Below are 13,943 nucleotides of genomic sequence, written 5' to 3' on the forward strand. Positions count from 1 at the left end.
ACGCAATGCCTCTCCGTTGAGCCACGCAGCTCCTGCACGGTCTCACGTGCTCTTTGGCGAAGGTCCCAGATTTTCGAGGGGCGCGGTCAGCCTGCATGTAAGCCCGGCTGCGCCATACGAAACGTCAACGGAACCGCTGAAATCGTCCTTCAGCACCCGGGAAATCAGCCTGGAGCCAAAGCCTGTGCCGACGGGTTTCGATACGGATGGACCGCCAATCTCCTGCCAGACAAAGACAAATTTTGACTCGCCATCCTGAGCCTCGGCTGACCATGTAATCGATACGCAGCCTCCCGCTACGGTCAGAGCGCCGTACTTCGAAGCGTTGGTCGCGAGCTCGTGGAGCGCCAATGACAGAGCCAGCGCTTGTCGAGATTTCACGACGAGTGGAGGACCCGAGACGATGAAGCGGCCTTCGCCTGTCCGATAAGGTGCAAGAGCAGTGCCGATCACATCGTGGAGTGGCGCGGCCGCCCAATTTGATGCGGTCAGCAGGTCCTGCGCTCGTCCAAACGCGCCGAGCCGTGCCTGGTACTTTTCGAGATCGGCTTTGCTCGTCGGGTCGCGAAATGTCTGGGCAGCTACCGCGCTCAACACTGCAAGCGTGTTCTTGACGCGATGCTTCAGCTCCTCATTGATGAGGTTCAGCGCTTCCCTTGCCATATGCTCGGACGTGACATCCCTGCAGACGACAAGCACGCCGCCCACCTTGCCTTCAAGATCAATTGGACCAAAGCTGTACGTCCACCAAACGTCCTCGCGGCGGCCGTGACGAGTCACCGGCACCAGCTGGTCCTCATTCCAGGTCGCCCCCTTGCCCGACATGACGTACTCGATCTGGGGACCAATGATGTCCCAGATCTCAGCCCAACACTCACGGCCGCGCGCCCCCAAAGCGCTTGGGTGCCTTTCCGGCCCCATCGTCTCCCGGTATGCATCGTTGTAGAACTGGATGAGTTCTGGTCCCCACCAAATGAACATCGGGTGCCGCGAGGTGAGAACGAGCCGCACTGTAACTCGAAGACTTTGGGGCCAAGTTTCCGGAGAGCCCACGGATGTACTCGACCAGTCAAACGCTCGCGTCAAAGCGCCCATCTCGCCGCCGCCAGCCAGGAAGTCGCCGCTTATATCGCCGCCCATACGCACAGCCTTACTCAGACGCTGATCGACGAGCCTGCCGCCAGTGTTCCGCACCCTACATTGCCGAGCTTTTGCCGTCATCTGCGCGGATCGGGCCGCATAGGCGACATCTGCCTCGCACCGAAAAATACCGCGGAGGTTCGAAAACCGCGAACCGCTGGATTTGCGGTCGCGACACCTGCAGCGATTGGACGACGTCAGTTGGACAAGAGGTACGAGCGCACCGTCCTTGTGAATGCGCGGTCAACCCAACCTGAATCTGACACCACTGCGCGCAAGCCCTCCAGAGATCCCGACCGGCGTGCCGTCCGCGCGCCAGCAGGCGGCGCCGGTCATGGTGCCGTCGTCGTGGAAGGCAATGCCGTTCATGCCGCCCGCCACCGTCGCGACGGGCTGCACCTTGTGGCCGAGGACCGCAAGCTTCGCGCGCACGGCCTCCGGCACCTTCTGCTCGACTTCGAGCGCGTTGCCTTCGGTCCAGATGCGCGGCGCCTCGACCGCTTCCTGCAGGCTCATGCCGTGGTCGATCAGATTGACCAGCGCCTGCATCGCGCTGGGGAAGATGCGTTTTCCCCCGGGCAGGCCGAGCGCATAGCGCAGCTTGCCGTCGCGCAGCGCCATCATCGGCGACATCGAGGTGGTGACGCGCTTGCCCGGCGCCAGTGACAGCGCGTGGCCGGGGCGCGGATCGAACAGGTTCATGTAGTTGTTGGCGATGGCGCCCAGGCCCGGGATCATGATCTTGGCGCCAAAGAGATTGTTGATGGTCTGCGTGGTCGCGACGACGTTACCAAACGCGTCCGCCGCGGTCATGTGCGTGGTGTGCGCGCCTTCGAGTTGCGAGACGCCGGCGCCCCAGGCCTGCGCCCGCGCCGGATCGATGGCACGGCGGCGTTCCTCGGCATAGGCCTTCGACGTCAGCCGCTCCACGGGGACGCCGACATAATCCGGATCGCCGCTGGCCGCGGCGCGATCGGCGAAGGCGATCTTCAGAACTTCGGCGAGATAGTGGATCGTCTCCGGCGTGCCGAAGCCGAGATCTCCGATGTCATAGCCCTCCAGAATGTTCAGCATCTGCGCGATGTGGACGCCGGAGGCCGCGGGCGGCGGCGGGCCAAGGATGGTCCAACCGCGATAGTCGGCGCGGATCGGTTGCCGTTCGACGGTCTTGTAGCCGGTGAGATCGTTGCGGCGGATGAAGCCGCCAGCCTTCTCCATGTAGTCGACGAGGATGTCACCAAGCGGCCCCTCGTAGAACGCGGTCTCGCCGTGGTCGGCGATGGTGCGGAGCGTCGCGGCATATTCGGCCTGCACCACGCGTTCGCCGACCTTGAGCGGCTCGCCATCAGGCAAATAGATCGCCGCAATCGGCTTGTCCTTGCGCATCTCGGCGGCGCTCTCGCTGATGCATTCGTGCAAATACGGCGTCGCCGCATAGCCGCGCGCGGCATGCTTGATCGCGGGCTGCATGACGTCGGCGAGGCTCATGGTGCCGAAGCGGCGCAGCGTCTCGCACCAGGCTTTCAGCGAGCCCGGCGTGGCGACCGCCTTCGGGCCGTTGAGATTCTCGTTGCCGACGGTGTCGAACACGTCATGCGCCGCGCCCGGCGCGGAGGTAAAGCTGGTGTCACGCACCGCCGCAGGCACGGTGCTCTGGCCGTCGATGAAGCGGTGGCTGCCGTCAGCCAGACGTATATGCGCCATACCGCCGCCGATGATGCCGACCATCATCGGCTCGACCACGGTCAGCGTGAACAGGGTCGCGATCGCGGCGTCGATGGCGTTGCCGCCCGCGGCCAGCATCTCGGCGCCGGCGCTGGAGGCCAGTGGATGGTTGCTGACCACCATGCCGCGGCTCGAGACCGCCGGCATCTTCTGGCATTCAAAGGTCGTTGCCGTCCGGTCGCGCCAGTTTCCGCCCATGCCGCCTGCCCCTTTTATTCACGGCGGCAAGCACATCATACGGGCGATGACGGGTCCAGTATTGGTACGGATTAGCTGGCATTCCCGATTCTGCCATCATCGTTGGCGTTGATTCGGACATCCGCGGTCCCCTTTGGATCGGGCAGGGCACGTCCTGAGCGAGTAGAGCTCAGCATCGAGAAGCGATGCACGTTCGCGTGGCGTTACCCCACAGACCCAAGCATTCCAAAGGATTCAACTTTCCATGCACACGATCGTACTGGCCACCCAAAAGGGTGGCAGTGGCAAGAGCACGCTTGCCATCGGCCTCGCGCTGGCGGCCAAGCAGGCCGGCTTCACCGTCCGCCTGATCGAAACCGACCCCCAGGGTACCCTGTCCAACTGGCTGCGTCGCCGCCACGCTGACGATCTCGTCGTCGAGCCGATCTATCACGCGGCCGACATCGCGCCGCGCCTGAAGATGCTGGCCGACAGCGGCTTGCAGCTCGCGATCGTCGACACCGCGGCCGGCCTCAGCGCCGCGACCACCGCCGCGATCCGCCATTCCGACCTCTGCCTGATTCCGGCTCGCCCGAGCGTTGCCGACATCGAGGCGACCGTCTCGACGCTGAGCGTCGCGCGCGCCTGGAAGCGGCCCTACGGCTTCGTGCTGAACCAGGCGCCGATCCGCGGCCAGCGCATCGACAACGCCGCCAACACGCTCGCCGAGGAAGCCGCGCTCGATCTCGCCGAGGTGCTCGCGCGCCCGCTGATCGTGATGCGCAACGACCACCAGGACTCGCTCGCGAGCGGCCTCGCCGTCAGCGAATTCGCGCCGAACGGCAAGTCGGCGGACGAGATCCGCGGCCTCTGGCGCTGGATCGAGACCCGTCTCGAGCTCGAAGCCACGACCAACGTCCTGATCGACCAGGTCATCTCGGTCGCGGACGGGATGCTGCACGTCGCCGCCGAACACGCGGCGGACGAGACCACGACACTGGCGTCCTGAGCGGGGCGATCGCTCGGACGACAGGCGGCCTCTTCACTTATCCGGTTGAAGAGCCCAAGCGACGAATCAATCCGGCCACCAGCCCGGCCGGATTGCTTCGCTTCGCGTTTTTTCAGGCGAGCAACCATCCTCTTCGTCATTGCGAGCGCAGCGAAGCAATCCAGAGTCTTTCCGCGGAGGGATTCTGGATTGCTTCGCTGCGCTCGCAATGACGGCGTGGTGGGGTCGTCGCCTTCGCCGAGACTCACGGCCTATCGGCGGCAGGCCCGATCTTCACTTCTGACATTTCTGACACCAGAAGGTGGAGCGCCCGTTCTGGGTGAATCGCTTCACGGTGCCGCCGCACCCTGGCGTCTTGCAGGTCTCGCCCTCGCGGTCATAGACCTTGAAGGAGTGCTGGAAATAGCCGAGTTCGCCCGAGGTCTGGCGATGGTCGCGCAAGCTGGAGCCGCCGGCCTTGATCGCGTCGTTCAGCACGGTGTGAATGGCACTCACCAACCGCTTCGCATGATCGGTCGGCTCGCCGCCGCCGACGCCCTTGCGACCCTTGGTCGCGAGTGTCGCGGCAATGCGGCGCGGTGACAGATGCGAGCGATGCAGCGCTTCGCAGACATAGATGTTGCCGAGCCCGGCGACCACGCGCTGGTCGAGCAGCGCGGCCTTCAGGCTCGTCGTCTTGCCCTCGCACGACCGCGCCAGCATCGCAGCATCGAATTCGTTGCCGAGCGGCTCGGGACCGAGGTCGCGCAGCAGTGGCTCGTCCTCAAGCGCGTTGCGCGCGATCACTTTCATGTAACCGAAGCGGCGCGGGTCGTTGAACACGATGTCGGCGCCGGAGGACATCCGAAACAGCACGTGGTCGTGCGTGGAGTCCTTGCCACGCGGGTAGTGAAACTCGCCCGGCGCGGCCTCGTTGTCCGGCTTGATGACGCGGAACGAGCCCGACATGCCCAGATGCATCAGCAGCACGTCGCCGGAGGCGAGATCGGCCATGAGATATTTTGCACGGCGGCCAAGCCCCGTGACGACCTGCCCCTGGAGCCGGGCCACGAAATCGGGCTGGAAGGGAAAGCGCAGATCCGGCCTGCGGGCCTCTGCGACGAGGATTTTCGCACCCTCCATGACGGGCTGAAGGCCGCGGCGGACGGTCTCGACTTCGGGCAATTCAGGCATGGTCAGGCATTCACCTTATGAGGGCGGTGTGATAGCGCCATTGCGGCGGCCGCGCTATGGTCCGCCCAGTGGAGTAGAGTAATGGATCGGCCGGGCGAAACCACGCATTTTGGCTTCAGGGACGTTCCCCTGGGGGACAAGCAGACGCTGGTGAACGATGTGTTTCACAGCGTGGCGTCGCGCTATGACTTGATGAACGACCTGATGTCCGGTGGCCTGCACCGGGTCTGGAAGGACATCATGATCACCGCGCTCAACCCGCCGCGGGGTGACCGGCCGTTCGCGCTGCTCGACGTTGCCGGCGGCACCGGCGACATCTCGTTCCGCGCTGCCAAGGCGGCAGGTCCCGGCTTCCATGCCACGGTGTGCGACATCAACGCCGAGATGCTGGCCGTGGGCCGCGAGCGTGCCGCGAAGCGGCATCTCGAGACCCAGGTCGATTTCGTCGAGGGCAATGCCGAAGCGCTCGCCTTCGCCGACCGCAGCTTTGACGCATATACGATCGCTTTCGGCATTCGCAATGTGCCGCGGATCGACCTGGCGCTGCGCGAGGCCTATCGCGTGCTGAAGCCCGGCAGCCGCTTCCTGTGCCTGGAATTCTCCACCGTCGAGATGCCTGGGCTCGACCGGATCTATGACCTGTTCTCGTTCAAGGTGATCCCGCCGCTCGGCCGCATGGTCACGGGCGACGCCGAGTCCTACCAGTATCTCGTCGAATCGATCCGCAAGTTTCCGAAACCCAACGCCTTCGCCGACATGATCCGCGACGCCGGCTTCGCCCGCGTCAGCTGGCAGACATTGTCCGGCGGCATCGTCGCACTGCATTCGGGCTGGCGTTTGTGATTTCTTCCATTACCCACATTTCGCGCCTGATCCGCGCCGCGTTCGTGTTTGCGCGCGAGGGCGTGTTCGGTTCCGTCGATCCGACCCTGGTGCCGCCGCCAGGGCAACTCGCGCTGAAGCTCGCGCGCCTCGTCGAACGGCGCGGTCCAAAGCACGGACCACGGCTGACGCGCGCGCTGACCCGGATGGGCCCAGCCTATCTCAAGCTCGGGCAGTTTCTGGCCACGCGTCCCGACGTCGTCGGCGTCGTCATGGCGCGTGATCTGGAAAGCCTCCAGGATCGCTTGCCGCCGTTTTCGCAAGCCGAAGCGGAAGCCGCGATCGCGAGCTCGCTGGAGCGTCCGCTCAAGGACGTGTTCGCGAGCCTCGGCCCGCCGGTCGCGGCAGCCTCGATCGCGCAGGTGCATCGCGGCGAAGTCTTGCGCGACGGCATCCGCAAGCCGGTCGCCGTAAAAGTGCTGCGGCCCAACGTGGCCTCGCGATTCCGCCGCGATCTCTCCGATTTCTTCTACGTCGCGCACAAGGCCGAGACCTATTCGAGCGAGGCGCGGCGTTTGCGCCTGATCGAAGTCATCAACACCATGTCGCGCTCGGTCGCGATGGAGATGGACCTGCGGCTGGAAGCGGCTGCAATGTCGGAGATGGCGGAGAACACGGGCGACGATCCTGATTTTCGCGTGCCGACCGTCGACTGGGATCGCACCACGCACAACGTGCTGACGATGGAGTGGATCGACGGCATCGCGCTGAACGATCACAAGCGCCTGGCAGAGGCGCAGGTCGACCTGCCCGATCTCGGCCGCAAGGTGATCCAGAGTTTTCTGCGCCACGCGCTGCGCGACGGCTTCTTCCACGCCGACATGCATCCCGGCAACCTGTTCCTGGATGACGCCGGCCGTCTGGTCGCGGTCGATTTCGGCATCATGGGCCGGCTCGGGATGAAGGAGCGGCGCTTCCTCGCCGAGATCCTGCTCGGCTTCATCACCCGCGACTATCGCCGCGTCGCCGAGGTGCATTTCGAGGCGGGCTATGTGCCGGCGCACCACTCGGTCGAGAACTTTGCGCAAGCGATCCGCGCCATCGGTGAACCCATTCACAACCGCACGGCGGAAGAGATCTCGATGGCGCGGCTGCTGACGCTGCTGCTCGAGGTCACCGGTCTGTTCGACATGACGACGCGGCCCGAGCTGATCCTGCTGCAGAAGACCATGGTGGTGGTCGAGGGCGTCGCGCGCGCCTTCGATCCCAAGCTCGACATCTGGAAGGTCGCCGACCCCGTGGTGCGCGAATGGATCGAGCGCAATCTGGGCCCGCTCGGCCGGGTGCAGGGCGCGCTCTCCGGCGGCAGCGACCTCGCCCGCGTGCTGATGCGCCTGCCCGACATCGCGCAGCGCTCGGTCGCGGTGCTCGAGCAGCTCGAGACCATGACGCGGGAAGGCATCCGGCTGTCGCCGGAGAGCATCGCCGCGATGGGGCGCAGCGAAGGCCGCAAGAACCGCTGGCGCACCGTGGCGCTCTGGATCATTGCCGCCACCTTCATCGGAATCCTGATCGCCGTCCGGAATCTGTGATTGCACTGCAATCACGGAAACGATAGCATCGCTATCATTCCGTGCTGGAGGGGCGTCATGGCAAGCCTGACCATCCGCAAGCTCGACGAGGGCGTCAAAACCTATTTGCGCCTGCGCTCGGCCAGGAACCGCAGGTCGGTCGAGGAAGAGGTCCGGGTCATCCTCGGGGAGCTGATCGAGGGCCGCGAGGAGCCGCTGACGCCGTTTGCGTTGCCGCCGGCCCAGTCCACCGCCCCCACGCCGCAACGGACCGGCGCCCTTCCCGAGGCCAGCGTCACCCTGATCATCGGCGGCGGCATCGCGGCCTATAAGTCGCTCGACCTGATCCGCCGGCTCAAGGAACGCCGGATCGAGGTCCGCTGCGTATTGACCAAGGCGGCGCAGCAATTCGTCACGCCGCTGGCCGTCAGCGCGCTGTCGCATGAGCGTGTCTACACTGACCTGTTCGACCCCCAGAGCGAGTTCGACGCCGGGCACATTCGCCTGGCGCGCGACTGCGACCTGATCGTCGTCGCGCCCGCGACCGCCGACCTCCTGGCGAAGATGGCCAATGGCCATGCCGACGATCTCGCCAGCGCCATCCTGCTTGCGACCAACCGCAAGGTCCTGCTGGCGCCGGCGATGAACCCACTGATGTGGAACAATGCGGCGACCCGCCGCAACGTCACGCAGCTTCAGCGTGATGGCGTAGTGCTGATCGGCCCGAATTCCGGCGAAATGGCCGAGGCCGGCGAAGCCGGAATCGGCCGTATGTCCGAGGCGATCGAGATCGCCACCGCCGCCGAGCGCCTGCTGCGGCCGCCGGTGCCGCGCCCGCTCGCCGGCAAGCGCGTGCTGATCACCGCAGGTCCCACCCACGAGCCGATCGACCCGGTGCGCTATATCGCCAACCGCTCCTCCGGCAAGCAGGGCTTTGCCATCGCCGCCGCCGCGCAGGCTGCCGGCGCCGAGGTGATTTTGGTCAGCGGCCCGGTCGATCTCGGCGATCCCCCGGGCGTGACGGTGAAGCGCGTGGAATCGGCCCGGCAGATGCTGGAGCAGGTGCAGGCGGCGCTTCCGGCCGACATCGCGATCTTCGCGGCCGCGGTCGCCGACTGGCGGGTCGCCAGTGAGGGCGAGCAGAAGCTGAAGAAGACCTCGGCCGGCATGCGGCCGCTTCAGCTGGTCGAGAATCCCGACATCCTCGCCACGATCTCGAAGCTGACCGACCGGCGCCCGCCGCTGGTGATCGGCTTTGCCGCCGAGACCGAGCACCTCATCGACAACGCCAAGTCCAAGCTGGCCCGAAAGGGCTGCGACTGGATTGTCGCCAATGACGTCTCGCCGGCAACCGGCGTGATGGGCGGCGACCGCAACACCGTGCATCTGATCAGTCGCAAGAATGGTGAGGAGGACGGCGAGATCGCAGTTGATTCCTGGCCGGTGATGACCAAGGAACAGGTCGCTATCGAGCTGGTCGCGCATGTCGTCAAGAGCGTGACCGACAAATCCCGGGAGCCGGCATCTTGAGCACGAAAGTCACGGTCGAACTGCAGCAACTGGCCCACGCCGAAGGCCTTCCTCTGCCGGCCTACCAGACCTCCGAAGCCGCCGGCCTCGACCTGATGGCCGCAGTTCCCGACAGCGAGCCGATGACGCTCGCCGCCGGCCAATATGCGCTGGTGCCGACGGGCCTCGCGATCGCGCTGCCGCCCGGCCACGAGGCGCAGGTGCGGCCACGCTCGGGCCTTGCCGCCAAGCACGGCGTCACCGTGCTGAACTCGCCCGGCACGATCGATGCGGACTATCGCGGCGAGATCAAGGTGATCCTGATCAACCACGGCGCGGCGCCCTTCGTGGTCAAGCGCGGCGAGCGTATCGCGCAGATGGTGATCGCGCCGGTGGTGCAGGCCGCGCTGGTTCCCGTGGCGACATTGTCCGCGACCGATCGCGGCGCCGGCGGCTTCGGCTCGACCGGCCGCTAACACACGGCAACTCCAGCCGAATCATCCCGAAGAACTAGGTGGATTGGAACAGCGCGCCCGGCATTTTTGTGGGACCGCCTTTGCGTTCACGATCTGGACTCTTACCGCTGGAGTCACGGTGGGGGTATTGTCGTTTGATTCGCGCGCGACGGGGGTCGCCGCGCGCAAATTCGTGCGATCTGGGGCAACTATGTCAGGCGTGATCGTGTCGATGCGTCGGACGCTGCTGTCGTGCACATCGTTGGCGCGCAACGGCTTGTTGGGAGGCGCTCTCGCGGCGCTGCTGCCGGCTGCGCCGGCTGAGGCTGCCGACCTCGTCGACACACTTTCCATAATGCTGGACTTCAACCGGCAGGAACTCGCGGTGCTGGCCACCGCGCTCGCGCTGCTCGGCTTCTCGGTCGTGGCCGCGATCCTGTTGATGCGCACGCGCGTGCGCACGGCGAACAACGAGGCGCGGCTGCGCGCACGCATCGGGGAACTGCAACTCCAGTCCGACCGCTTCGGCGCGTTGCTGTTCGCCGAGCCGCAGATCCTGATCTCCTGGCCGGCCGGCGACAACCGCGCGCAGATTTCCGGCGACATCTCCATGGTGCTGCCGCGCGATTCCTCGCCCCAGCGCGTCCTCGCGTTCGGAACATGGCTGCCGCCGGAACCCGCGCTTCAAATGGATCACGCGGTCGATGCGCTGCGTGACCGTGGCGACGGGTTCCAGCTGACGCTGACCACCGCGCACGGCCACACGCTGGAGGCCATCGGCCGCGCCATCGGCGGCCAGGCCATCGTCAGGATTCGCGAACTCTCCGGGCTCCGGCGCGATCTGGCCGAGACCAATCTGCGTTACAAGGCCCTCGCCGACGAGACCGAGATGCTGCGCGGCTTTGCCGCCGCCGCACCCTGGCCGATCTGGGCCAAGGCCGAGAACGGCGCGCTGTCCTACGCCAATCCGGCCTATGTGCGCGCGACCGAGGCAAGCAGCGTCACCGACGCCCAGCAGCGCAAGCTCGAGCTGCTCGACAGTGCCGACCGGACCGCGATGGAGCGGGGCCTGAAGGACGCGGCCAGCTTCACCTCGCGACTGCCGATCGTGATCGGCGGCGAGCGGCGCATCTACGACGTCCGCGCGGTCAATGTCGGCAGCGGCAATGTCGGCGTCGCCATCGATGCCAGCGAGGCGGATGCGCTGAGCTCGGCGCTGGTGCGGATGGCGGAGGCGCATCGGCGCACGCTCGACCAGCTCTCCTCAGGCGTTGCCGTGTTCGACGGCCAGCGACGGCTCGCCTTCTACAACGATTCCTACCGCCGGCTGTGGGACCTCGACCGCATCTTCCTCGACGCCAATCCCGACGATTCCAGCGTGCTCGACCAACTCCGCGCAGCGCGCAAGCTGCCGGAGCAGCCGGACTTCCGCGCCTGGAAGGCCAAGCTGCACGAGGCCTATCGCGCGGTCGAGGCCGCCAAGGACACCTGGTACCTGCCCGACGGCCGCGCGCTCTCCGTCGTCACCACGCCGAATCCGGAAGGCGGCGTCACCTATCTGTTCGACGACGTCACCGAAAGCCTCGAGCTCGCCCGCCGCTTCGACGGCATGATCCGCGTCCAGCGCGAGACGCTGGACAGCCTCGCCGAGGGCGTCGCGGTGTTCGGCAGCAACGGCAGGGCGCAGCTGTTCAACCCGGCCTTCGTCCGGATGTGGAAGCTGTCGAGCGACGCCATGCGCGACGAGCCGCACATCCAGACGGTCGAAGGCTGGTGCCATCAGCTGTTCGACGACCCGCAAGTCTGGCGGCAGATCCGCGAGGCCGTCACCTCGATCGAGAGCCGCGCCGACGTGCCGCTGAAGCTGGAGCGCAAGGACGGCAGCGTGCTCGACGGCATGATCCGTCCGCTGCATGACGGCGCGACCATGCTGACGTTCCAGGACATCACCGACACCGAGAATGTCGAGCGTGCGCTGCGCGAGCGCAACGAGGCGCTTGAGGCTGCCGACCAGATGAAGGTGGATTTCGTCCACCACGTCTCCTACGAGCTGCGCTCGCCGCTCACCACCATCATCGGCTTCGCGCATTTCCTCAGCGATCCCTCGACCGGGCCGCTGACGCCGAAACAGGCCGAATATCTCGACTACGTCACCAAATCGACCAACGCCCTGCTGGCGCTGACCAACAACATCCTGGATCTCGCCACGATCGACGCCGGCGCCATGAAGCTGGAACTCGGCCCGGTCGACGTCAGCAAGGCCATCGAGCTCGCCGCCGAGGGTATCCAGGACCGCCTCGCCACCGACCGCATCCGCCTCAAGGTCGAGATCGCGCCCGATATCGGCAGCTTCGTCGGCGACGAGAAGCGCGTGGTGCAGGTGCTCTATAACCTCCTCGCCAACGCCGTCGGGTTTTCTCCACAGGATTCCACCGTCGGCATCAGCGCACGCCGCACCGAACGCAGCGTGGTCTTCACTGTGACAGATTCCGGGCCTGGAATACCTGCCGACATGAAGGACAAGGTGTTCAACTGGTTCGAAAGCCGCTCGCAGGGGTCGCGTCACCGCGGCGCCGGACTCGGCCTGTCGCTGGTGCGCTCCTTCGTCGAGCTGCATGGCGGCAAGGTGCGGGTGGATTCGATCGTGGGCAGGGGCACGGTCGTGATCTGTGACTTCCCGACCGACCAGGCGGCGCATCGCGACGCCGCCGAATGACTGAACCGACCACATTCTCCGTCGCGCTTGTCAACGAGACGGCCACTGCGCAATTGATGGCCGACCTCGCGCTGCTGGTCGGCCCCGGCGATGTCATCACCCTCACCGGCGATCTCGGTGCCGGCAAGACTGCGGCTGCGCGCGCCATGATCCGCTATCTCGCCGGCGACGAGACGCTGGAAGTCCCGAGCCCGACCTTCACGCTGGTGCAGGGTTACGAGCTGCCGCCGTTTCCGGTGGTGCATGCCGATCTCTACCGCGTCGAAGACGAGAGCGAGCTCGAGGAGATCGGCCTGTCGCCGCTTCCCGATGCCACGCTCGTCCTGATCGAATGGCCGGAACGCGCGCCGTCGGCGATGCCGGAAGACCGCATCGACATCGCACTGACGCACCGGCCGGCGCTGGGCTCGAATGCACGCGCCGCCGACATCACAGGTTACGGCAAGGCCGCCGCGCAAGTCGCGCGGCTGAAGGCGCTGCGGGAATTCCTCGAGGCATCCGGCTACATGGATGCAACGCGCAAGCACATGGCCGGCGATGCCTCGACCCGCTCCTATGCGCGGCTGCTGCGTAACGACGAGATCGTCATCCTCATGAACTTTCCGCAGCGGCCTGACGGCGCTGCGATGTACAACGGAAAATCCTACAGCGCGGCGGTGCATCTTGCCGAGAACATCAAGCCGTTCGTTGCCGTCGACGAAGGCCTGCGCGTGGCGGGAGTCTCAGCGCCCGCGATCCACCATTACGATCTCGACCACGGCTTCCTGATCTCCGAGGATTTCGGCAGCGACGGCGTGATCGAAGGCGATCCGCCGCGCCCGATCGCCGAACGTTACGAAGCTGCGACCGACGTGCTGGCCGTGCTGCACAGCAAGACATTGCCGGAGACGCTGCGGCTGGCGGATCAGACCTACACCATTCCTGCCTTCGACACCGAGGCGCTGCTGATCGAGATCGGGTTGATGCCGGAATGGTATCTGCCCGATCGCAACGCGCCGCTGAGCGACGAGAAGCGCGCGGAATTCTTCGCGATGTGGCGCGAGCTGCTGAAGACGCCGCTGGCCGCGCCAAAAACCTGGATCATCCGCGACTACCACTCGCCCAATCTGATCTGGCTCGCCGATCGTACTGGCATGGCGCGCGTCGGCGTGATCGACTTCCAGGACACCGTGCTCGGGCCGCGCTCCTATGACGTAGTGTCGCTGCTGCAGGACGCGCGTATCGACGTCCCTGAGACCCTCGAGCTGACACTGCTGTCGCGCTACATCAAGGCGCGGCGCACGGCCGATGCGAGCTTCGATCCGGCCGGCTTCGCCGAGCTCTACGCCATCATGTCGGCGCAGCGGAACACGCGCCTGCTCGGCACCTTCGCCCGCCTCAACCGCCGCGACGGTAAGCCGCATTATCTGCGCCACCAGCCGCGGATCTGGACCTACCTCCAGCGCTCGCTGGCACATCCCGCGCTGGCTCACCTGCGCGACTGGTATCTCGCCAACGTCCCGCCGCCCCGGGGGGCGTCCCAAGAGCCGTCCGAAGAGCAGCCTCAAGAGCAGCCCCAAAATCAGCCCCAAGCCTGATTCGCAGCCCGATTTACCGCCTGTTAGCCATCGCATCGGTATGATCGCCCGCAGGCAGCCGGACAAGGA

10 protein-coding genes are annotated in these 13,943 nt (G+C 65.9%); 7 read left to right on the forward strand and 3 right to left on the reverse strand.

Features of this window, described 5'->3' with window-relative positions; translation table 11 throughout:
- Nucleotides 1–42 precede the first annotated feature (42 nt).
- On the reverse strand, nt 43–1,011 hold the full coding sequence (locus tag AB7290_RS00370) for a sensor histidine kinase (protein WP_245344268.1): 969 nt from the start codon (nt 1,009–1,011) through the stop codon (nt 43–45).
- A gap of 372 nt (nt 1,012–1,383) precedes the next feature.
- On the reverse strand, nt 1,384–3,063 hold the full coding sequence (gene ggt / locus AB7290_RS00375; protein WP_354077240.1) for a gamma-glutamyltransferase: 1,680 nt from the start codon (nt 3,061–3,063) through the stop codon (nt 1,384–1,386).
- A gap of 244 nt (nt 3,064–3,307) precedes the next feature.
- Here ggt and AB7290_RS00380 point away from each other — a divergent pair, with 244 nt between their 5' ends.
- On the forward strand, nt 3,308–4,051 hold the full coding sequence (locus AB7290_RS00380) for a ParA family protein (protein ID WP_085405035.1): 744 nt from the start codon (nt 3,308–3,310) through the stop codon (nt 4,049–4,051).
- A gap of 273 nt (nt 4,052–4,324) precedes the next feature.
- On the opposite strand, the gene mutM is transcribed toward AB7290_RS00380, so the two are convergent.
- Complete coding sequence (gene mutM / locus AB7290_RS00385; protein ID WP_028149815.1) at nt 4,325–5,224, reverse strand: bifunctional DNA-formamidopyrimidine glycosylase/DNA-(apurinic or apyrimidinic site) lyase; 900 nt, start codon at nt 5,222–5,224, stop codon at nt 4,325–4,327.
- An 81-nt stretch (nt 5,225–5,305) separates the two neighbouring features.
- Here mutM and ubiE point away from each other — a divergent pair, with 81 nt between their 5' ends.
- From ubiE to tsaE, 6 genes are all read left to right on the forward strand, one after another.
- Nucleotides 5,306–6,067, forward strand: a complete 762-nt coding sequence (ubiE, locus tag AB7290_RS00390) for a bifunctional demethylmenaquinone methyltransferase/2-methoxy-6-polyprenyl-1,4-benzoquinol methylase UbiE (RefSeq protein WP_085405034.1) — start codon at nt 5,306–5,308, stop codon at nt 6,065–6,067.
- Nucleotides 6,064–7,638 carry a 2-polyprenylphenol 6-hydroxylase gene (gene ubiB / locus AB7290_RS00395; RefSeq protein WP_085405033.1) on the forward strand — a complete coding sequence of 525 codons (1,575 nt, stop codon included), beginning with the start codon at nt 6,064–6,066 and terminating at the stop codon, nt 7,636–7,638. The genes ubiE and ubiB overlap by 4 nt, the downstream gene beginning before the upstream one ends.
- Before the next feature lie 57 nt (nt 7,639–7,695).
- Nucleotides 7,696–9,147 (forward strand): bifunctional phosphopantothenoylcysteine decarboxylase/phosphopantothenate--cysteine ligase CoaBC, encoded by a 1,452-nt coding sequence (gene coaBC / locus AB7290_RS00400; RefSeq protein ID WP_085405032.1) that lies wholly within the window; start codon nt 7,696–7,698, stop codon nt 9,145–9,147.
- Nucleotides 9,144–9,602, forward strand: a complete 459-nt coding sequence (gene dut / locus AB7290_RS00405) for a dUTP diphosphatase (protein ID WP_085405031.1) — start codon at nt 9,144–9,146, stop codon at nt 9,600–9,602. Before coaBC ends, dut begins: the two co-directional genes overlap by 4 nt.
- 190 nt (nt 9,603–9,792) lie before the next feature.
- Nucleotides 9,793–12,297, forward strand: coding sequence for a sensor histidine kinase (locus tag AB7290_RS00410; protein WP_063980160.1), 2,505 nt, complete (start codon nt 9,793–9,795; stop codon nt 12,295–12,297).
- Complete coding sequence (gene tsaE / locus AB7290_RS00415; protein ID WP_354077233.1) at nt 12,294–13,874, forward strand: tRNA (adenosine(37)-N6)-threonylcarbamoyltransferase complex ATPase subunit type 1 TsaE; 1,581 nt, start codon at nt 12,294–12,296, stop codon at nt 13,872–13,874. Before AB7290_RS00410 ends, tsaE begins: the two co-directional genes overlap by 4 nt.
- Nucleotides 13,875–13,943 lie beyond the last annotated feature (69 nt).

The sequence above is a fragment of the Bradyrhizobium sp. 613_E4_N2_2 genome, assembly GCF_052075995.1.
In the GTDB taxonomy this organism is placed as follows: Bacteria; Pseudomonadota; Alphaproteobacteria; order Rhizobiales; family Xanthobacteraceae; genus Bradyrhizobium; species Bradyrhizobium barranii.